The sequence below is a fragment of the Lentzea sokolovensis genome, from assembly GCF_033949975.1.
In the GTDB taxonomy this organism is placed as follows: Bacteria; Actinomycetota; Actinomycetes; order Mycobacteriales; family Pseudonocardiaceae; genus Lentzea; species Lentzea sokolovensis.
Genome location: NZ_JAXAVU010000006.1, coordinates 187278 through 207606, shown reverse-complemented (window position 1 = coordinate 207606; position 20329 = coordinate 187278). Strand labels below are relative to the sequence as shown.

Annotated in this window: 21 protein-coding genes; 8 read left to right on the top strand and 13 right to left on the bottom strand. The window is 69.1% G+C overall.

Annotated elements, in window-relative coordinates:
* The first annotated feature begins 84 nt into the window (after positions 1–84).
* On the top strand, positions 85–2487 hold the full coding sequence (locus SK854_RS12295; protein WP_319975187.1) for a hypothetical protein: 2403 nt from the start codon (positions 85–87) through the stop codon (positions 2485–2487).
* Positions 2488–2646: 159 nt separating this feature from the next.
* Here SK854_RS12295 and SK854_RS12290 read toward each other — a convergent pair whose 3' ends face one another.
* Positions 2647–3630 (bottom strand): zinc-dependent alcohol dehydrogenase family protein, encoded by a 984-nt coding sequence (locus SK854_RS12290; RefSeq protein WP_319975186.1) that lies wholly within the window; start codon positions 3628–3630, stop codon positions 2647–2649.
* 86 nt (positions 3631–3716) lie between these two features.
* Between SK854_RS12290 and SK854_RS12285 the strand changes: the two genes are divergently transcribed.
* Together SK854_RS12285 and SK854_RS12280 are read left to right on the top strand one after the other, a co-directional pair.
* Positions 3717–4097, top strand: a complete 381-nt coding sequence (locus tag SK854_RS12285; protein ID WP_319975185.1) for a winged helix-turn-helix transcriptional regulator — start codon at positions 3717–3719, stop codon at positions 4095–4097.
* 10 nt (positions 4098–4107) lie between these two features.
* Positions 4108–4632 (top strand): GNAT family N-acetyltransferase, encoded by a 525-nt coding sequence (locus SK854_RS12280; RefSeq protein WP_319975184.1) that lies wholly within the window; start codon positions 4108–4110, stop codon positions 4630–4632.
* Here the strand turns inward: SK854_RS12280 and SK854_RS12275 are convergent.
* Complete coding sequence (locus SK854_RS12275) at positions 4625–5203, bottom strand: TetR/AcrR family transcriptional regulator (RefSeq protein WP_319975183.1); 579 nt, start codon at positions 5201–5203, stop codon at positions 4625–4627. The two genes, SK854_RS12280 and SK854_RS12275, sit on opposite strands and share 8 nt — an antisense overlap.
* 77 nt (positions 5204–5280) lie before the next feature.
* Between SK854_RS12275 and SK854_RS12270 the strand changes: the two genes are divergently transcribed.
* Both SK854_RS12270 and SK854_RS12265 read left to right on the top strand, forming a co-directional pair.
* Entirely contained in the window at positions 5281–5760 is a 480-nt protein-coding gene (locus tag SK854_RS12270) for a DUF2975 domain-containing protein (protein WP_319975182.1), read from the top strand.
* The gene (locus SK854_RS12265; protein WP_030476549.1) at positions 5760–5978 is read left to right on the top strand and encodes a helix-turn-helix domain-containing protein; all 219 of its coding nucleotides are present in this window, start codon (positions 5760–5762) and stop codon (positions 5976–5978) included. Before SK854_RS12270 ends, SK854_RS12265 begins: the two co-directional genes overlap by 1 nt.
* On the opposite strand, the gene SK854_RS12260 is transcribed toward SK854_RS12265, so the two are convergent.
* Positions 5975–7210, bottom strand: coding sequence for a glutamate mutase L (locus SK854_RS12260; RefSeq protein ID WP_319975181.1), 1236 nt, complete (start codon positions 7208–7210; stop codon positions 5975–5977). The genes SK854_RS12265 and SK854_RS12260 overlap by 4 nt on opposite strands.
* Positions 7211–7227: 17 nt before the next feature.
* On the opposite strand from SK854_RS12260, the gene SK854_RS12255 reads away from it, so the two are divergent.
* A complete protein-coding gene (locus tag SK854_RS12255; RefSeq protein WP_319975180.1) occupies positions 7228–7833 on the top strand; it encodes a hypothetical protein in 606 nt (201 codons plus the stop codon).
* Here SK854_RS12255 and SK854_RS12250 read toward each other — a convergent pair.
* The 8 genes from SK854_RS12250 to SK854_RS12215 all read right to left on the bottom strand — a co-directional run bounded on the left by SK854_RS12250 (position 7830) and on the right by SK854_RS12215 (position 15266).
* Entirely contained in the window at positions 7830–8285 is a 456-nt protein-coding gene (locus SK854_RS12250; RefSeq protein ID WP_093591893.1) for a MarR family winged helix-turn-helix transcriptional regulator, read from the bottom strand. The two genes, SK854_RS12255 and SK854_RS12250, sit on opposite strands and share 4 nt — an antisense overlap.
* A gap of 26 nt (positions 8286–8311) precedes the next feature.
* Positions 8312–9847, bottom strand: a complete 1536-nt coding sequence (locus tag SK854_RS12245; protein ID WP_319975179.1) for an amino acid permease — start codon at positions 9845–9847, stop codon at positions 8312–8314.
* Between the two features lie 137 nt (positions 9848–9984).
* Positions 9985–10908 carry a cation diffusion facilitator family transporter gene (locus SK854_RS12240; protein WP_319975178.1) on the bottom strand — a complete coding sequence of 308 codons (924 nt, stop codon included), beginning with the start codon at positions 10906–10908 and terminating at the stop codon, positions 9985–9987.
* Between the two features lie 47 nt (positions 10909–10955).
* Positions 10956–12170: a mannose-6-phosphate isomerase, class I gene (manA, locus tag SK854_RS12235; RefSeq protein ID WP_319975177.1), complete on the bottom strand. Its 1215-nt coding sequence runs from the start codon at positions 12168–12170 to the stop codon at positions 10956–10958.
* Positions 12171–12189: 19 nt separating this feature from the next.
* The gene (locus SK854_RS12230) at positions 12190–13254 is read right to left on the bottom strand and encodes an SIS domain-containing protein (RefSeq protein ID WP_319975176.1); all 1065 of its coding nucleotides are present in this window, start codon (positions 13252–13254) and stop codon (positions 12190–12192) included.
* 4 nt (positions 13255–13258) lie between these two features.
* On the bottom strand, positions 13259–13459 hold the full coding sequence (locus SK854_RS12225) for a Trm112 family protein (RefSeq protein ID WP_319975175.1): 201 nt from the start codon (positions 13457–13459) through the stop codon (positions 13259–13261).
* Between the two features lie 12 nt (positions 13460–13471).
* Positions 13472–14824 (bottom strand): phosphomannomutase/phosphoglucomutase, encoded by a 1353-nt coding sequence (locus SK854_RS12220; RefSeq protein WP_319975174.1) that lies wholly within the window; start codon positions 14822–14824, stop codon positions 13472–13474.
* Positions 14825–14906: 82 nt separating this feature from the next.
* On the bottom strand, positions 14907–15266 hold the full coding sequence (locus tag SK854_RS12215; RefSeq protein ID WP_319975173.1) for a DUF3499 domain-containing protein: 360 nt from the start codon (positions 15264–15266) through the stop codon (positions 14907–14909).
* A 93-nt stretch (positions 15267–15359) separates the two neighbouring features.
* Between SK854_RS12215 and SK854_RS12210 the strand changes: the two genes are divergently transcribed.
* Positions 15360–15803: a metallopeptidase family protein gene (locus tag SK854_RS12210; RefSeq protein WP_093593602.1), complete on the top strand. Its 444-nt coding sequence runs from the start codon at positions 15360–15362 to the stop codon at positions 15801–15803.
* Positions 15804–15827: 24 nt separating this feature from the next.
* On the opposite strand, the gene SK854_RS12205 is transcribed toward SK854_RS12210, so the two are convergent.
* Both SK854_RS12205 and SK854_RS12200 read right to left on the bottom strand, forming a co-directional pair.
* A complete protein-coding gene (locus SK854_RS12205; protein WP_319975172.1) occupies positions 15828–18989 on the bottom strand; it encodes a glycosyltransferase family 2 protein in 3162 nt (1053 codons plus the stop codon).
* 31 nt (positions 18990–19020) lie between these two features.
* Entirely contained in the window at positions 19021–19326 is a 306-nt protein-coding gene (locus tag SK854_RS12200) for a WhiB family transcriptional regulator (RefSeq protein ID WP_051784712.1), read from the bottom strand.
* Positions 19327–19571: 245 nt separating this feature from the next.
* Between SK854_RS12200 and SK854_RS12195 the strand changes: the two genes are divergently transcribed.
* A complete protein-coding gene (locus SK854_RS12195; protein ID WP_319975171.1) occupies positions 19572–20327 on the top strand; it encodes a site-2 protease family protein in 756 nt (251 codons plus the stop codon).
* Positions 20328–20329 lie beyond the last annotated feature (2 nt).

Genomic DNA, 20329 nt, shown 5'->3' with positions numbered 1-20329 from the left:
GGGCACTTCAGAGAGGGTGTCGTCCGACCATACCGCCCGCCGATGGACCACTATGACCCGAACGTTGGGTGAGGGAGGTCTCGGGTGTTGATTGCCGGCCCGGACACACGTGTCGTCGAACTGCGGGTACATGGCGTGCAGGGAACGACGCCGCAGACGCTGGTCGACGCCGTTGCGGCCGTGGACGTTGCGGGAGACGGCCTCGGGCGCATCGTGCGCCCGGCGGACAGACTCCGCAGGCCCGCGCCCGGACCGGTGCTGCAGACCGAGGGACGTCCGATACCTCGCGTCGTGGAGGGCTACCTGTGGGGCGGAATGACGTCCGGAGGTGTGGCCAAGGCCACGTGGGCGCTGCTCTTCCCGTTCAGCATCGCGAACGTCGCGCACTGGATGCTCCCTCCCGTCCCCGAACGGAATCTGCCCGCCCACCTGCTCGGCATCGGTCTGCGGTCGTTGTTGCGGGTGTTCGCCCTGCTGCTGACGGCGTTGCTGGTCGCGCAGATCTCCGTGGTCAGCCTGGACCTGCTCGCCGCCCAGTGTCTCCGGCCGGGTACTGCGTGTTTGACCAGCATTCCGGCTGACGTGCGCACGTTTCCCTGGTTCCGGACCTTTCTGGGGCTGCTGCCGATCGTCGTGGTGATCGCGGTGATGCGGCGCGTCTCGCACGTCGAGTGGCGGATCGAGCGCAAGGCGATCGCCGACGCCGAGGAGCAGGAGAAACAGCCCGCGTCCGGACTGCCCGGCGCCCACGTCGCGACCGACCCGGACACGCCGGCGTTGCGGTCGCTGCACGTCGTGACGGCGCTCGCGGTGACGGCACTGATCGCCCTGGGCGGTCCGTTGAAGCAGCTCACGGCCTCCGGCGGCATGGGCGTGGCGATCACGGTGGCGTGGATCGTGTCTCTCGTGTTCATCGGCGTGTCCGTGCTCGGTGCGCTGCTGCTGGACGATCCCACGGGCGGTGCGCCTCATCGCGGCGGACGGTGGCTGCGCGCGGCGTTGGGCCGTAAGCCGCGAAGGCTGCTGTTGGTGTTCTCGGTGCTTTTGGTTCTGACGACACTCGGCTTGCAGGAACAACTGCCGTTGCGGGTGCCCGGCGCGGACGTGACCGTGCAGGTCGTGGCGTTGCTGATGGCGTTCGTGCTGGTGCTGTTCGGGCTGATGCTGATTCCCGCCGCCCTGCTCGCGCGGGGCACCTGGAAGTCGTTGCCGCGCGAACTGCGGCCGTGGGCGGGCGGCTGGTTCTCCGCGCCGGTGCTGGCGATCGCCGGTCTGCTCGGCGGTGGCTTCGGCGCCGGGGTCGCGTTGCCGGTGCGCAAGGCTCTGGGCGACGGGCTGAGGCTGCCGGCCGGCTACGAGTACATCACCCTGTTGTGGGGTGTGGCGGGCGCTTTGGCGCTGTTGAGCACGTTCGCGGTGGCGTCGTTCACCGGCGCCGTGCGGTGGCGGGCGTTCCGCAAGGGCAAGGTGTGGGCGCGCGAGGCGTCGTTGCTGCACTCCGGCCGGATGCGCGACCTTCGCACCGCGACACGCGCGTGGTGGTGGGCGCGCTGGGAACGCAACCACGGCCACCACATGATCCTGATCGTCGCGTCCGTGCTGGTGGTCGGTGCCGTGCTGGCCACGGTGCTGCGGGTGCAGAACGTCCCGCTCGGCTCTTGGGCGGTGTTCTCGGCTTTCGGCGTGTTCGTGCTCGGCCTGCTCGCCGTGTCGCTGCTGCGCGCCGTCTATCTGGCGGCGCGGCAACCGGAGTCCGGCCGGCGGCTCGGGATCATCGCGGACATCGCGCAGTTCTGGCCGCGCGAAGCTCACCCGATCGTGCCTCCCTGCTACGCGCTGAAGGTCGTGCCGGAGCTCGTCGCCCGCGTGCAGGACCACCTGCGCGACCCAGGAACCCGCGTCGTCCTCTGTGGACACTCGCAGGGATCCTTGCTGGTCGCCGTCGCGGCAGCCCGGTTGCTGGAGGAACTGCCCGCGCACGACCGCGAACGGATCGGGCTGCTGACGGCAGGTTCGCAGCTGCAGTGGGCTTACCCGCGGGCGTTCCCCGCCGTGGTGCCGCACGCGTCACTGGCCCGGCTGGCCGGCGGGCTGGACGGACGCTGGCGCGCGCTGTGCCGGGGCACGGACCCGTTGGGCGGCGCGGTGACGACGTGGCGGCGGCAGGTGTTCGACGGCATGCTGCTCGGCGTCGGCTACCGGGAGGACGGCTCGGAGGGCGCGCTGGCACCGGCGTTGCGCGGGCCCACCGGGGCGTTGGTGCTGGGCGGCGACCACTGGCTGCCGGATCCGCAGCGGGGCCCGTTCCCCGGACGGCGGTGGCGGTCGGGGGTGTCGGCGCACTCGGACTACACGTCGGATCCGGAGTGGGACCGGGCGGTGGCGATCGCGGCGGGGCTGTTGCAGGTGGACGCGCCGGAGTCGCCTTCGCTGCCGTTCGCACGCAAGCCGGAAACTCGGTCGCGGGACGTGTTGGGCGGCTCCTAGTGGCGTGGCTTGGAACGTTGCCGGGGGATTCGCGGTCAGACGGGTGCATCGGGGTGTCGCCCCCACGTCCTCGTACTGGGTTGTACGGGGGCGTGGGGGCGGCGCCGCGAGGCGCCCTGCTGGGCGTGAATTACCTCGCCAACGTTCCGAGACACGCCACTAGACCGCGACGACGATCTTCTTCCCGTCGTGGAGCCCCTTCGCCAGGTGGCGGTGTGCGTCGACGACGTCGTCGAGGGCGAACACCCTGTCGACGGCGGGCCGCAGGGCACCGAGGCGGACACCGGCGTTCAGGAAGGCCGCCATGCGATTCACCACGACGGCGTCGAGGGTGTGCTCGAAGCTCCGATAGCTGAAGATCGTGAGCGCCGTGCCGCCGGGGAACGGTGTGGGCCGTGGGTCCAGGAAGCCCGCGGCGACCAGCGTTCCGCCGGGGCGGGCCGCCTTCAGCAGATCCTGCTGGCCGGGGCCCATGACCACGTCGAGGACGATGTCGGCGCCGGTCCCGCCGGTGTGCCGGCGGACGGCTTCGACGACGTCCGCTTGGTCGGTGGCGATGACCGCGGCGGCGCCGGCGGCGAGCAGGTCGTCCTTCTTCGCGGTGTGCCGCGTGACGGCGATGGGCACGGCGCCGATCTGGTTGGCGATCTGAATCGCCGCCCGGCCGACGCCGCCGGATGCCGCGGTGATGAGCACGTGGTCGCCCGGCCGCATCCTCGCCTTCTCGACGAGTGCGCCGTAGGCGGTGGAGTACGCGACCCAGATCGCCGCCGCCTCCGTGACTCCGAGCCCGGCAGGCCGGGCGACGACCCGGCTCGCGGGAACCGTGGTGTAGTCGGCGTAGCTGCCCCTGACGCTCGCGTCCGGAATGGCCGTGATGATCACCGGATCACCGATCTCCAGTCCGGCGACCCCAGGGCCCAGCGCATCGACGACGCCGGTTCCTTCAACGCCGAGGCGAGCGTGCGGCAGGGGAACGACCGCGGGCGAGGTCCCGGAACGCATCATCTGGTCGAGCGGGTTGACGGCGAACGCCTCGATCCTGACCCGCACCTCACCGGCCGCGGGTTCGACGACCGGCTCCTCGACGACGTGCATGACTTCCGGACCGCCGAACTCGTCGAACACGACGACTCGTGGCATGGGGATTCCTCCGCATCTGGTGCTGAACTCGCTGCTGCGGAAGACGTTACGAAGCCGTCAGGTACCTCCTGGTACCTTCGATTCACATGCAGAACGCGGCCGGACCGACCTTCCTCGCCGACTGCCCCACGCGCCTGGCGGTCGAGATCATCTCCGACAAGTGGGCAGTGCTGGTGCTCTTCGGCCTGAGCCACCAGCCTCGCCGGCACGGTGAGCTCGTCGACCTCATCGGCGGCATCTCGCGCAAGGTCCTCACCCAGACCCTGCGCCGGCTCCAGCAGTACGGTCTGGTCGAGCGCCGCGCCGACGCGCCCCGGCAGGTCGAGTACAGCCTTACCGACCTCGGCCGCACCCTCGTCGAGCCGATCGAGGTCCTGACGAACTGGGCGAGGGACCACGGCGGTGCCATCGCCGACTTCCAGGAGGCAGCGGAAACCCGGTCGCGGGACGCGCTGGGCGACTCCTAGTCTGCGAATCATGCTGACCGGGGATCTTGTCCGACTGCGGCCCGTCGAGCCCGAGGACGCCGACGCGTTCCATCGCTGGCACAACGACGAAGAAGTCATGCGGTGGCTGCAGAGCTACTTCCACACGTCGCTGGCATCGGCGCGCAAACGCTTCGGCGACCGCCAGGAGAACTCGTACGAGAAGGTCACCTTCTGCATCGAGACGCTGAAGGACGGCAAGCTGATCGGCGTCGTCGTCTTGCGGGACGCGGATCCGATCAACGCGCGGGCCGAGGTCGACATCTACATCGGCGAGAAGGACCACTGGGGTGGCGGCTACGGCACCGATGCGCTGCGCACGGCGTGCAGGTACGGGTTCGACACCATGCGGTTGCACTCGATCGAACTTGGTGTCGTGGAGGCGAACGCCCGCGCGATTCGGTCCTACGAGAAGGTCGGTTTCCAGGTCGACGGACGGTTCCGTCAGTCGTTCTTCCGCGACGGTGAATGGCACGACGCGCTGCTGATGTGCGTTCTCAAGGACGAGCTCAAGTGAGCGCGGGCGCGAGGTGACCGATCGCCTCGCGCAGGTGGTCTTCGACTGAGGTGGTCGGCACCACGACGAGGCCGGACGGGCGGACGTCCACCCAGCGTTGCACCGCCAGGCGTGCGGCGGCGGACACCGCGGCCGCCAGGACCTCGGCGCCGACCGGGTCCTTGCCCAGGCGTTCGGCGATCACGGTGGCGATCGGGGGTTCCATGGACGCCACCGAGTCGAGGTAGGCCTCGCGCAGGGCCGGTGTCGAGGTGATCAGCGCGAGGGCCTCGGTCGGCGGTTCGCGGTACTGCTCGGCGAACGCGGCGATGATCGAGTCGACCAGAGGTTCGGACGAAGGCCGCGAGCGCAGTGCGTCCGCTACCTGGAGGGCGCGCGAGGCCGTGATGCCGGCGACGATCGCGTGCTCGCGGCTGGCGAAGTAGTTGTTGTAGGTGCGCGGCGAGACGTTCGCCGCTTCGGCGATCTCGTCGACTCGTACGTCGTCCACGCCCTTCTCCAGGGCGAGGCGCAGTGCGGCGGCCGACAACGCCGCTCGGGTCTCGGTCTTCTTGCGCTCGCGCAGTCCCACGCCGGTCACTCTAGAGACCGGTTGCAACACGATCACTACCGATTGACTTTCGATAGATCACTACCGATACTCGATCCATGATTGCTGAACGTTGGGCGGTGACAGCCCTCCGGGTGTTCCTGGTGGCGTTGTTCGGGATCCTCGTCGTGCTGGAGACGTTGTCGATCCCAGGCTCGTACGCGTACATGGCGCAGCAGAACCCCGCGGAGGCCCACCTGAGGTGGCCCTCGACGATCGTGTCGATCTTCTGGGTCGTGTGCGTGCAGGTGGTCATCGTCGCCACCTGGAAGCTGCTCACGTTGGTGCGCAAGGACCTGATCTTCACCGAGGCCGCGATCAAGTGGGTCAACGTGATGGTGTGGGCGATCGCCGCGGCGTGGGTCGTGCTGGTGGGGGTGTTCATCTGGGTCGGCGTCAACGCCGACGACCCCGGCGTGATCGTGTTGTTCTTCCTGTTCACGTCGGCGGTGTCCGTGGTCGGGCTCGTGCTCGTCGTGATGCGGGCGCTGCTGCAGCGCGCCACGACGCTGCGCGCCGACATGGAAGCGGTGATCTGATGGCCATCGTCGTGCGCATCGACGTCGAACTGGCCAAGCGCAAGATGAGCGTCGGCGAGTTCGCGGAGAAGGTCGGGCTGACCCCCGCCAACGTCGCGGTGCTGAAGAACGGGCGGGCGAAAGCCGTGCGGTTCAGCACTTTGGAAGCCATGTGCCGGGTTCTGGAGTGCCAGCCCGGCGATCTCCTCGAGTTCGTGGACGACGAGGAGTCCGCCTAGCCCAGCCGCTTCGCCAGTCGGTCGGCGGCCTCCAGCCGCCCCGACTCGGCGAGCAGGCCCACCGGTGCCAGCACGTAGTCGCGGTCGACGGTGATCTCGGCGGTCCGCAGCACCGGTCGCAGCACCGGGTCGGCCCGCAACGCCTCGACGATCGGCGAAATGTCCTTCGTGTGCCGGAAAACGCCACCGGAGAGCACGAGCAGACCCGCGCCGTGCGGGCCGAGTTGCCCGTCGACCTGCCTGAGATGCCTGCGCACAGCCAGAATCGCCGCGAACGAGGCCAGCTTCACGTCGACGGCCGGGTCTTCCGCCAGCCAGTCGACGTTCTCGGCGCGGTACTGCGCCTCCGCAGTCAGGTCTTCGGTCGTCAGGCGTTCGGCGAGCGCTTCCTTGACCACGCCCGGCGCGGACCAGCGCATGCCGAGATCGCCTTCCACGGTGCGGCGGTCCGGCGGCAGCGCGACCGTCCTCTCCAGACCTTCACTGTCCACAGTCGACACCGCCGAGTAGACGTCCGTGGTCGCACCGCCGACGTCCACCACGAGCACCGCGCCTTCGCGATCCTGTGCCGCGACCCGGGAAACGCCTGCCAGCACGGCATCCGGTGTCACGGCCCGCACGAGCTGACGGAACCGCGGGCCGCGCGACAGGCCTTTGCCGCCGATCACGTGCTGGAGGAACGCCTCGCGGATCGCTCGACGGGCCGGTTCCGGGGCGAGCCGACCGACGTCGGGCAGCACGTTCGGACAGGCCACCACGGTGCGTTTCGCCAGTAGTTCCAACGCTTCCGGCTGCGCCTCGACGTTGCCCGCCAGCACGATCGGCACGGCCACGCGGGCGAGCTTCGCGGCGTTGTGCAGCAGGACCGACTTATCGCCGCCGTCCGTGCCGCCGACCAGCAGAATCAGGTCCGGTGTCGTGGCTCGGAGTGCCTTCACGTCGACCGGGCCCGCGCTGACGTGCACGATCTTGGCGCCCGCGGACAACGCCACCCGGTAGCCCGCCTCGGCGCTCACCACACGTTCCTGACCGACGACGGCAAGCCTGAGACCGCCCCCGGCCGACGAGCACGCGAGGATCTCGCCGTCACCGACCTCGGAGCGCAGCACGTCGATGCCGCGCAGCACCTCCGGCGGCGTGGTCGGGTGCTGCCCGGTCCGGACCAGCTCGCCCTCGGGAGTGACGAGAGCGGCCTTGGTCCAGGTGGAACCGACGTCGAGACACAGGATCACGGGGTTAGCTTGCCATCATGAAGCTCACGCCCAAGGTGATCCTCGAAGGCACGCGGCTGACCGGCAAGACGGATTTGGCCTTCGCCCTGAACGAACACCCTCGTCTCGTCGGGCATCGCCGGTACCGCTACCACTCGCCGTTGATCTCGGCGGAGTGGAGCGGGTTCAGCAACGAGCCGTGGGGTCGTGGGCTGATCGACTTCGCGCCGGACGAGACCGCGCACGCGATGGAGACCTACGAGACGTGGGTGCGGATGTTCGAACTGCAGCGCTACTACTCCTGGATCGTCGACCGCTTCCACCTGTCCACGCTGGCGTTCCAGGCACGGCAGGGTCGCGAGTTCGACTTCGGCTGGCTGGAGGAACGGCTGAAGCCGCTCAACTTCGCGATCGTGCTGTGCACGCGGCCCGAGGACACGTTCGAGGAGGCGCGGGAGGAACGGCTGAAGATCAGCGCGAACCCGAAGCAGTACGTCGAGCTGGAGCCGTTCGTCGAGGAGCAACGGCAACTCCGCGAGCTCGCGGCGAAGTCGATCCTGCCCGTGCTGGAGCTGGACGTGGCGCGGCAGGGCCCGGACGACGTGGCCGAGTGGCTCGACCAACGAGGTCTGCTGACGCTCTAATCGTCGGCTTTCTCGTGCACGGTCTGCATGAACGACCCGAGCTGCGCGAGCTGGTCCGGCGTGAAGAGGTCGATCAGGTACTCGCGGACCGTGGTGACGTGACCGGGTGCGGCGGTGCGCAGCAGGTCCTTGCCCGCGTCGGTCAGCACGGCGAGGATGCCGCGCTCGTCGGACTCGTGCGGTTCGCGCCGCACGAGTCCCGACTTCTCCAGCTTGCCGATCTGGTAGGTCAACGAGCTCTTCGAGACCACGACCCTGCGCGCCAGTTCGGTCATGCGCATGCGGTTGCCCGGCTGTTCGGACAGGACGACCAGCACGTTGTACTGCGCGTGCGAGAGGCCCGCGTCGCGCTGCAACTGCTGTTCGATCTGCCTCTCGAGGAGGTGGTACGCCTGGACGAAGTGATGCCAGGCGCTGCCTTCCTCCTCCGAGAGCCACCGCGCGTTTCCCATGGTGGGCAGGTTAGTTGGTCACGCCGCTAGATCCCCGGCTCTTCACCCTGCTTGACCACCGGTTCCGGCTCGACCTTGGTGTCGCCGGTCTTGCCCAGCACCGAGTTGCGTCGGCTGTAGACGAAGTAGACGACGACGCCGAGCGCCATCCAGATGATGAACCGGATCCAGGTGAGCGCGGTCAGGTTCAGCATCAGCCACAGGCAGGCGAGAATCGCGAGGATCGGCACCAGCGGCACGAGCGGCACGCGGAAGCCACGCGACAGGTCCGGCCGCGTCTTGCGCAGCACCAGCACACCGCCGGAGACGAGGATGAACGCGAACAACGTGCCGACGTTCACCATCTCTTCGAGCTTGCCCGCGGGGAAGAAGCCCGCCGCGACCGCGACCAGCGCGCCGACGATGATCGTGATGCGCGTCGGCGTGCCGTGGCTGCCGGTCTTCGCGAGCTTGCGCGGCAGCAGGCCGTCGCGCGACATCGCGAACAGCACACGGCTCTGGCCGAGCATCAGCACCATGACGACGGTGGTCAGACCGGCGAGCGCGCCGACCGAGATCACCGTTGCCGCCCAGTCGACCCCGTTGTCCGAGAACGCCTTGGCCAGCGTCGCGCGCGTGCCGTCCGGCTGCGTGGCGAGCTCCGTGTACGGCACCATGCCGGTGATCACCAGCGTGACGGCGACGTAGAGCACCGTGACGATCGCGAGCGAACCGAGGATGCCGCGCGGCACGGCCTTCTGCGGGTTCTTCGTCTCCTCCGCCGTGGTCGCCACGACGTCGAAACCGATGAACGCGAAGAAGACGATCGAAGCCGCGGCCAGCATGCCGAGCACGCCGTAGGTGCTGCCCGAGTAGCCGGTGATCAGTGAGAACAACGACTGCTCGACGCCCGTGTGCGCGGCAGGCCCGCCTTCGGCCGCCGGCGGGATGAACGGCGAGTAGTTCTCGGCCTTGATGTAGCCGATGCCGAGCACGATCACGAGCAGCACCACGGCGACCTTGATGGCCGTGATGACCGCGCTGACCCGCGAACTCAGCTTCGTGCCGACGACCAGCAGGGTCGTGATCACCGCGACGAGCAGCACGGCGCCCCAGTCGAACTTGAGGCCGTCACCCACCTCGGTCTTCACATCGAGACCCATGAGGCCCAGCGTCGTCTGCAGGTAGGCCGACCAGCCCTTGGCGACCGCGGCCGAACCGACCGCGAACTCCAGCACCAGGTCCCACCCGATGATCCACGCGGCGAACTCGCCGAACGTCGCGTAGGAGAAGGTGTACGCGCTACCCGCGACCGGCACCGTCGAGGCGAACTCGGCGTAGCACAACGCAGCCAGCGCACAGGCGATCGCCGCCAGCACGAACGACAGCGAGACCGACGGCCCCGCGATGTTGCCCGCGGTGCTCGCGGTGAGCGTGAAGATGCCGGCGCCGATGACGACCGCGACGCCGAAGACCGTGAGGTCCCACGCCGTCAGATCCTTGCGGAGCTTCGTGTCCGGCTCGTCCGTGTCAGATATCGACTGCTCGATCGACTTCGTGCGCCACAACCCGTTCCCCGGCACGGTGCATACCTCCTTGATGGAAACCGATTCGGCCCACCCTAGAGGTATCCACGACCTGGGACCCCTATAGCTCGTTTCACATGGCAAACGGGGCGTTTCTCACTCGACTGGAGTGCGAAACGCCCCGTTCGGCCAGATCAGGAGCTGGCGACCGTCGACCGGTCCAGGTCCGGCTCCAGGTAGATCAACCGGGCGTGCGGCACCTTGGCCCGCACCCGCTGCTCGGCGTCGTTGATCGCCTGAGCCACCTCGTCCAGCTGCAGCCCCGGGTTGAGCGCGATCTTCGCCGCGACGAGCATCTCCTCCGGCCCGATGTACTGCGTCTTGATGTGGATGACGCGCTGCACCTTGCCGGCGGCCAGCTCATCGATGATCACGTTGAGGTCCTTGTCCGACGCACCCTCACCGATGAGCAGCGACTTCATCTCGATGATCAGGATGACCGCGATGACGCCCAGCAGCACACCGATGGCGACCGTGCCGAGCGCGTCGAAGACCGGGTTCCCGGTGATCGTCGCGAGGCTGACACCGATCAGGGCCAGCACCAGACCGATCAGGGCGCCCGCGTCCTCCAGCAGCACGACCGGCAGTTCCGGCGTGCGGGAGTTGCGGATGAACTGCCACCAGGTGGCGTCGCCCTTGATCTTCTTCGACTCGACGATCGCGGTGTAGAAGCTGTAGGACTCCAGGCCGATCGCGACGACGAGGATGCCGACGGCGACGAGCGGGCTGGAGAGGTCCTCGGGGTGCTGCAGCTTGTGGATGCCCTCGTACAGCGCGAAGACCGAGCCGAGCGTGAAGAGCATCAGCGCCACCACGAACGACCAGAAGTACCGGTCGCGGCCGAAGCCGAACGGATGCAGCTTGGTCGCCCTGCGCTGAGCCGTCTTCTGGCCGAGCAGCAGCAGGCCCTGGTTCGACGTGTCGGCCACGGAGTGCACCGACTCGGCGAGCATCGACGACGAGCCGGTGATCAGGAATCCGATGAACTTGGCCACCGCGATTCCTGCGTTTGCCACCAACGCCGCGACGATGGCCTTGGTTCCGCCCCCTGCTGACACGCCTGTCTCCTTGCTGAGAACCAGTCCGGTTTGTCCGGTCGTGAACCTTAGTCTGTTCCGGCCGTGGCACGGAAAAGTTCAGCGGATTCAACACCATCCGGGCGCACGAGCACCGCCGGGTCCGACGCGGGCAGCCACACGGACTGACCACGCGCCAGCTTCAGCTCGTCGCCTCGGGCGTTCGTGAGTACCACGGAACCCTCGGTGCAAATCATGATCTGCGGGCCGTCGTGGTTGATCCGCGTCTCGCCTGCCAGGTCCAACCTGGACAGTTCGAACTCGGGCGCGGGTGTGCGGTAGATCCGGACGCCGGGCTGGACCTCCTCGCCCAGCAGCACTTCCATGTCACCGCAGGTGAAGTCGAGCACACGCAGCAGCTCGGGCACGTCGACGTGCTTGGGCGTGAGGCCGCAGCGCAGGACGTTGTCCGAGTTCGCGAGGATCTCGATGCCCGTTCCGCGCAGGTAGGCGTGCAGGTTGCCGGCGGGCAGGTGGATCGCCTCGCCCGGCTGCAGCACGATGCGGTTCAGCAGCAGTGCCGCGAGCACGCCCGCGTCGCCGGGGTAGGACTCGCCCAGCTCCAGGATCGTGCGGCACTCCAGATCGAACTCGCCGTGCTCCTTCACGTGCAGCACGCACGCGTCGAGAACCTGGGGCAGCAACGTGCTCAACGACGTCTGCGGCAGCGTGATCAGCATCGTGAACAGCGCGCGCAGGCCCGACGAGTCTGGCTGGCCGACCAGCATCTCGGTGTACGGGGACAGCGCGGGCGCGTCCAGGGAGCGCAGCAGCGAGACGGTCCGCGACGGCTCCCGGAAACCGGCCAGCGCGTGGAACTCGGTCAGCGCGCAGACCAGTTCCGGCTTGGCTGCCGGGTCCTTGTAGTTGCGGACCGGGGAGTCGAGCGGCACGAGACGCTTCTCCTCGGCCGCGAAGCCCTCCGCCGCCTGGGCTGCCGACGGGTGCGCCTGCAGGCTCAGCGCCTCGTCGGCGGCGAGCACCTTGAGCAGGAACGGGAGCCTGCTGCCCCACCGCGCGGCGACGCGCGTGCCGAGCTGACCGTCCGGGTCGGACGCCAGCAGGTCGAGCAGCGAGCGCTCGGTGCCGTCCGCGCCGGCCACGCGGGACGGGTCGCCGGGGTGGGCGCCCATCCACAGTTCGGCCTCGGGATGGGGTGCTGGCACCTCCTTCCCGAGCAGCTCGGCGATGGCCGTGCGTGAACCCCACGCGTACGGCCTTACCGCGTTGTGCAGCAGGTCCACTTCTAAGTCAGCTCCCAAATCAGTACGGGTTGCCGCCGAGAGTTCCGGCGGCGAGCCCGAGGTACAGCGCGGCCAGTTCGAAGCGGAGCGCGAGGAGTGCGGCGCTGACCGCGTCGCCTCCCGCCACCTCGACGGCCGGCTCCAGCACGTCCGCGCCCGGCAGGGCGTCCTCGGCGGCGTGCCGAACAGCGTCCGCCACCGGGCCCTGGCGCACAGCCAGCAACAACACGCGCACGAGTCCGCTGCCCGGCTCGTCGTCCGGGTCGGCGAAGAGGTCTGCACCCGAGGTTCCCTGCACCGCGCGGCGGTGCAGCACCGGGCGGGTCAGCGCCTGTGGATACCCGGCGACGTCGCACGCCACACCGGCGAACGCCGCCAGCACGCCCGCGCCGTGCATGCCGACCGACGTGGCGACCTCGTCGAGGCCCCACAGCAGCGGCGTGCGGTCGGCGACGCGCAACGCGAGCGACTTCGCCGGGTTCACGAACGACTCGTGCATCGGGTGGTCGCGCTCGGCCTCCCGGTCGAGCTCGTCCGCGATCAGTTCGACGTCGGCCTTGAGCAGACCGAGCGAGTGCAGCACCAGCAGCCACGCGGCGAGCGCGCGCGGGAAGCTGAAGCCCGGCGGCACGTCGATGCGAGGAGGCAGCAGCACGGCCCGGCCGGCGGCGGCCGCGGCGATCGGACCGGAGTCCGGTGCCGTCAGCAGTGTGCGGGCGCCCCTGCGGACGGCCCTGTCGATCGACTCGGCGAGCACCCGGTCGCCGGGGTCCTCGGTGTGCGCGAGCACGACGTCGAGAGCGCCGACCCAGGGCGGCACCTCGTCGGCGAGCACGACCGGCACCGAGCAGCCGGGGCCGAGCAACGCCATGACGACGTTGGCGACGGCGACCGAGTGGCCGGGCCGGGTGATGAGCACGACCGCGCGCGGGCGTTCGGCGAAGATCCGCTCCAGCCCCGCCTCGGCCGCGGCCTCAGCGGTGGAACGGACCTGTGCCCCCGCCCGCGCGGCAGCGCGCAGCCAGCCGCCCGTGTCGGCGTCGGCGAGGCGGCTCGGGTCGTCGAGCAGCGTGTCGTCGAGCACCTGATCACACAGCCGACGGCGGCGCGACCGCCTCGTCCAGCAGGAGAACCGGGATGCCGTCGCGAACCGGGAACGAACGACCGCACGCGGTGCACGTGAGGAAGTCAGCTTCCGGATCGGTCGGCGTCCCGACCTGCAGGGGCGCGTGCTCAGGGCACGGGCAGGCGAGAATCTCCAGCAACTGCTCTTCGAGCTTGACGGCCACGGTGTTCTCTCCTCAGGCCCGCACGATCGCGAGGACCTCGTCGCTCAGCGCGGCGACGGCCTCGGGCGTGGCGGCTTCGACGTTCAGGCGCAGCAGCGGCTCGGTGTTCGAGGCCCGCAGGTTGAACCACGACCCGTCCGCCAGCTGCACGGTGAGACCGTCCAGCTCGTCGATCGTGACGCCGTCCTTGGACCCGTACGCGTCCTTGATCGCGGCGATCCGCCCGGCCTGGTCGTTGACCGTCGAGTTGATCTCACCGGAGGCGGCGTAGCGGTTGTAGATCGACGTCAGCGTCGACAGTGGACCGTCCTGCTCACCGAGCGCGGCCAGCACGTGCAGCGCGGCCAGCATGCCGGTGTCGGCCTTCCAGAAGTCGCGGAAGTAGTAGTGCGCGGAGTGCTCGCCACCGAAGATGGCACCGGTCCTGGCCATCTCCTCCTTGATGAACGAGTGGCCGACGCGCGTGCGGACGGGCTTGCCGCCGTGCTCCTGGACGATCTCCGGCACGGCGTGCGAGGTGATCAGGTTGTGGATGACCGTGCCGCCGGGGTCCTTGGCCAGCTCGCGCACGGCCACCAGCGCCGTGATCGCCGACGGGCTCACCGGGTCGCCGTTCTCGTCCACGACGAAGCAACGGTCCGCGTCGCCGTCGAACGCGACACCGGCGTCGGCGCCCTCGGCCTTCGTGCGGGCCTGAAGGTCCACGATGTTCTTGGGGTCGAGCGGGTTCGCCTCGTGGTTCGGGAAGCTGCCGTCGAGCTCGAAGTACATGGGGACGACCTCGATGGGCAGGCCCTCGAAGACCTGCGGCACCGTGTAGCCGCCCATGCCGTTGCCCGCGTCCACGACGATCTTGAGCGGGCGGATGCCCTTCAGGTCGACCAGGTCGTTGAGGTAGGCCGCGTAGTCGACGAGCATGTTGCGCTCCTCGAACGTGCCGGGCTCGACACCCTCGGCGTCCGGAACCTGGTTCTCGGCGTCCTGGCGGATCTGCGCGAGACCAGTGTCCTGGCCGACCGGCGAGGCACCCGCGCGGCACATCTTGATGCCGTTGTACTGCGCCGGGTTGTGGCTCGCGGTGAACATGGCGCCGGGCAGATCCAGCTTGCCGGACGCGAAGTACAGCATGTCCGTGCTGGCCAGACCGATGCTGATGACGTTCACGCCCTGCGCCTGCGCACCTTCGGCGAAGGCACGCGACAGCCCGGGCGACGAGTCGCGCATGTCGTGGCCGATGACGATCGTCGGTCCACCGACCAGGCGCGCGAAGGCGGCGCCGAAGTCGCGGACCAAGCCGGCGTCCAGCTGCTCGCCGACCACCCCACGGATGTCGTACGCCTTGACGATGCCGGACAGGTCACGCACGCCGCACACTCCCGAAACTCGCTCTTGACGGCCACTGCCAGGGCAGCCTACCGGCGAGAAGATTAGTGATGCGTGTGGTCAGTCAGTCCTCGTGCGGATCAGGCAATACCCGCAGGTGGCCACGCCTGTGAGAGCCCGCGGTCACGTCGGGCAGCTTCGGGCTCACATCAGCACGCCCAGCCTCCCTCACCGCCTCGGCCAACGCCGTCAGGTCGTCCACAGTCGGCTCGGGCGCCGCGAACTCACCCTGGTGCCTCACGACCTCCCAACCCCGCGGCGCAGTGAGCCGCAAGGCGTGCTCCTCGCACAGGTCGTAGCTGTGCGGTTCGGAGTACGTGGCAAGCGGCCCGACGACCGCGGTGGAGTCCGCATAGGCGTAGGTGAGCGTGGCGACAGCCGGGTTAGCACACCCGGTTCGCGAGCACCGTCTCACGCTCCGCACGATCGGGGACGATAGCGCGTCCACGGGAGGCTGTGTGTGAGGCACGCTGTGTTTAGTCGTCAGGGGTAGCAACTAGGCTGCTGGGTTGTGGTGATGGCACGGGGTTCACAGCGGCAGAATTCGCCGCGCCGACGCAACCGCGACCGGCACGGCCGAGGCCTGCGCGGCCCGCTCTACCCGGCCACGCTCCCAGCGGCCCGTTCCCGGGCAGAACGCTTCGACGCGCTGGTCATTGAGGCACTGGAGCCCATCGAGGCCCGCTGGCGAACCGAGCTCACCCAACTCGACGTGGCCGTCGACGACGTCCCGGACGTGCAGGTCGAGGGCGAGGACGGCGTGGTGGAGGACGGCAACGTCCCCCTGGCCCGCCTGCTCCCGCCGGGCTCGGACAACCGTGCCCGGATCGTTCTCTACCGCAGGCCTCTCGAGGCGCGGGCGAAGGACGGCGCCGACCTGTCCGACCTGGTGCACGACGTGCTGGTCGAACAGGTGGCGAACTACCTGGGCCTGGACCCGGACGTGGTGGACGAGGGCTGAGACGCCTCTCACACGGGTTCGCCGTCAGGCCGTCTTCCGCCGTGTCGGTATGGCGGTCAGCAACGTGAACAACGCGGCGGCCGCCTGCCCCAGCAACAAGAAGTCCCGCAGGGTGGAGGACATCTCCACCCGGACCTCGGCGGCAGAGGACGGCAACGGCACCCCGACCAGGTGCCCCCAGGCCCGGACAACGGGTACCTGCTGCCCGTCCACGAAGACCTGCCAGCCGGGCTCGTCCTCCGCGGCCAGCACGAGCACCCGCCCCTCCCCGCCGGGCGAGACCTTCACGGCGACCTCCGGCAACGACAGGTTCACCGGCACCACGCCGGACGCGGCCAGTTCCTCAGGCGGCTCCCCGCCGGTCCGGGCCCGCCGAGCCAGATCAGGCGCCAGCAACACCCCGGTGTCGGCCGCGAACCGCAGCCGCAACACCGGCCGCCCGTCAGACGCCCCCGGCGCCACGGACACCAGTTCCCCAGCGGCAGCCCGCACCCGCGCGGACGCCTCCTCGGACGGCAGGACCACGAAGGTCACCCCGGAAGCCGCGGCCTGAGCCAACGCGGTCTTCACCGCGGGCGCGGCGCCGTCCAGCAACGACGAGTTCCACCGCCGCAACCGAGCAGGCGACGAGACCGTGGGCACGAGATCGTCATCCCCGAAGGCGGGCATCCGCCCGGCGACCTGACGCACCGGCGAGCCCAGGATCAGCACGGACCGCCCGGACCGCTCCAACTCGGCGGACAAAGACGGACTCAAGGCAACACCACCGTCAGCCTTCAACGGCCCAGAACGCAGATCCAGCAACCCGGCCACTCCCAAGCTGACCAGCGTCACCACGCCAACGAGGTACACGGCCCGACGCACCCGAACCTGCCCGGCAACGCCCGGCGCCACTCCACGCTGACACCCGGCGAGCACCACGCACACGAGCCCCCACGCCAGCAGAACCAACGGCGTCCCGGGCCACGCCCCGACAGCGGCCACCGCCGCGAGAGCACCGATCGCCAGCACGATCACCAACAGGCCAGGCAGCATCGAAGCGTTGGGCCGCAACACCGCGGCAGCGAACGCGGCGGCCACGAAGACCGAGCACACGACCAGGTTCGGTGGCGGCGACGAGAACGCGGCGCCGAGACCGTTGAGGACCATCTCCGGGTGTTGCAGCAAGACGGCGGGCCACGGCAGAAGCAGCCCCATCGGCAGAAGCACGATCATGAACAAAGCCGCGATCCGGCGTGCGCCGCCGGTGACGGCGATGAAGCCGGCGAGGGCGCCCACGATGATCACGACGTGGGTCAGCGGCGAGAAGGCGCCCAGCACGGCGACGCCGATGGCGGTGCCGGAAGCCATCGGCAGCCAGGCGTGCGTGGACGACGCGCGCAAGACCGCGTACACGCCGGCGAAGACCACGGGCGTCACGACGTGCACGACGATGACGTCCAGACGGCCTTCGGCGACCGCGGTCGTCGCGACCGGCAGCAGGCCGTAGAAGGCGGCCACCACCGCGCGCACGGAACGTCGTACGCGCATACCGCGTGACGCGATGTAGGCCGACAACGCGGCGAGGGGAATGTCGCCGAGCAACAGCAGTGCGACGGCGAACGAAGGCCCGCCGGGGATCAGGCCCAGGACTGCCAGTGCGGCGGGGGCTGGGGCCGCCGTGCCGCCGAAGACCGGGTGCCACGACGACAGGTAGGTCGACCAGACCGAACCCGCCGAGCCGACCGGGAGCAGCCGGCCGCCCGCGAGGTTCAGGCCGAGCCGGGACCAGTTCGCGATCACGGCGACGGCCGAGAGCCCCAGCAGGAGCAGGACCGGCGGCGCGAGCAGCAGTGACCGCAGCATCCGCGACTGGTCGACCTCGACGAAGACCATGCCGGGAGCGCCGCGCGGGCCGGGCGACGGGCGGGGGCGCGGAGTTGGGCGCAGGGCACCGGGCAGGGCGGCGTCCACGGGAACGACCACGGGTGGGCGGCGCAGGCCGGCGACGCGCGGGCGGCCTCGGGAGGCTCCGGCGGGCAACGCCGACGGACCCACCGGACGAGAGTCCACTTCGGATGGTTCGAGCCACGCCGAACCTGCATCGGTTGCGGGCAAACGACCTAGTGCGGCGTCCGCCTCGACGCGGCGGCGGATCAGGAACGTCGCGCCGGCGCGGATCGCGTTGCGCAGCCTGGTGAGTCTGCTGGTGAAGAGGCCGCGCACGACGGCGGAACCGCGGCGGGCGCGGCGGCCTTCGAGCAGACGGCCTCTGGTCAGGAGGTAGCGGGCCGCGCCGACTTCGGCGTGTGCGTCCGCGAAACGCCGGAGGAACAGGAAGCCCAGAGCGCGCAGCAGCGACAGGAACAGCAGTCGCGGAACTCCGACGAGAAACGAGATACTTGAACAATTGACCAAAAATGTACGCATGCCGTGCGCTCGGTCGACGCCACGAAATGACGGACCGGGCCGCGCCATGGCCGCGTCCAAACGACGTGAGCCTTTAGTTGCGGCGCGCGCATGTCGCATGCGTGCGACCGGTACGCACAGGACCAAATGACCCGCGCGATTAGCGCGCCAGCCGAAGTCGAGATCGTCGCGCAGCAGCGGCATCGCTTCGTCGTAACCGCCGAGCGCGTGCCAGATCTCACGTTTGATCAGCGATCCCGCGGACGAGACGGCGAGAACCTCGGTGCTCTGCTGAAACGAAGCGGAATGTTCGGCCGACGACAGGCCAGTCTGTCGATGTCCTGAAGAATCCGTCGACAAACCCGCCTCGACGACCAGACGAGAATCCACCCAATCGAGGCACAGCGGACCCAGCACGGCAGCCGACGGCGACACCTCGGCCGCGGTCAGCAGCGAGGCCAGGCAGTCGGGTTCGGGCGCGCTGTCGTCGTGCAGCAACCACAGCCATTTGCCGGGGTCACCCCACCGTTCGACGGCGTGCTCGACCGCGATCCGCACGGCGGTGCCGTAGCCCGTGCCCCGCGGCGCGGTCAGCACGCCGTCCAGCAGATCTCCCGCCTCCGCCAGCACCTTCGCTGTCCGGTCGGTTGATCCGGTGTCGACCGCGATCACGTGCCGAGGACGAATTCGCTGGCGCCGCAACGCGGACAGCGCCGTGCTGAGCCACTGGTCTCCGTCGTGGCAGACCAGGACGCACAGCACCGGCGCTGTCCGGAGCCTCGGCTGAGGACTTGTCACGCCCCCAAGTTAGGGCACGAAGATCACGCTTCTAGACGGCTCGCTTCTTCAGCTTGCGGCGTTCTCGTTCACTGAGACCGCCCCAGATGCCGAAGCGTTCGTCGTGCTGGAGTGCGTACTCAAGGCACTCCGAACGCACCTCGCAGCCCAGGCAGATGCGCTTGGCCTCCCGAGTCGACCCTCCCTTTTCGGGGAAGAACGCCTCAGGATCGGTCTGTGCGCAGAGCGCGCGCTCCTGCCAGTCCTGCTCGTCGGCAGGGTCGAACAGGTACGACAGCTCGCCCTGCACGACCGGCTGCGTGACGTGATCTTCTTCGAGCTCTTCGAATTCCTGCATTTCGTCCGCCTCCTCGCCTTCCGCTCTCCCCGGTTGGCGGACGCCAGACGCCGTTCCCACAACGACGAATGACACCGATGTGATTACACCTGCGTCACAGCGGGCGGTCAAGCGGAGTCCACACGTCGGGGGATATTCGCGCGGATGGCCGCAAAAACCTTGACTGGCAGCACAGACAGTGATTCAGGTGTTGCAACGTGTCCCCGAACGGCCCACGACACCAGCCGACACGCCACACTGGAGGGGTGAAGCGATCAGCGGTTCGCCCCAGTCCACTGTTCCTAGGCCTGCTCGCGGCGACTGCCGCTGGAGCCGCCCTCACCCTGCTCGAGGGTGACGCCGCCATCATCTCGGGCACCATCCTCTTCGTACTCGCCGGGTGGGCGGTCACGCTGTGCCTGCACGAGTTCGGGCACGCCGCCGTCGCGTACAAAGGTGGCGATTTTTCCGTACGTGACAAGGGTTATCTGACCCTCGACATCCGTCGTTACACCGATCCCGTGCTCAGCATCGTGCTGCCGCTGGTGCTGCTGGTCATGGGCGGAATCCCCCTTCCAGGTGGTGCGGTGTGGATCAACCACCACGCGCTCCGGTCGAAGAAGATCGAGTCGTTGGTCTCACTCGCGGGTCCGATCTCGAACCTCGTGATCGGCGTTCTGCTCGCACTGGTCGTCGCGATCTTCTCGCCGCCCGCCGCGCTCGCCGCCGCGATTTCGTACCTGGCTTTGTTGCAGGTGTTCGCGTTCGTGCTGAACATCCTGCCGATTCCCGGCCTGGACGGCTGGGGTGCCATCGAGCCGTTCCTGCCCTACGAGGCACAGCGGTTCGGCGCGAAGGCCAGGCCGTGGGCGCCGCTGGTCCTGTTCGCCGTCCTGATCGGTTTCTCCCAGGTCAGCCAGGTGTTCTTCGAGGCGTCCACCTGGGTGTTCGAGCTCATCGGCGGCGACCCGTTCTCGGCGTTCGAAGGTTCGAGGACGTTCTCGTTCTGGCGCTACCTGTAAGC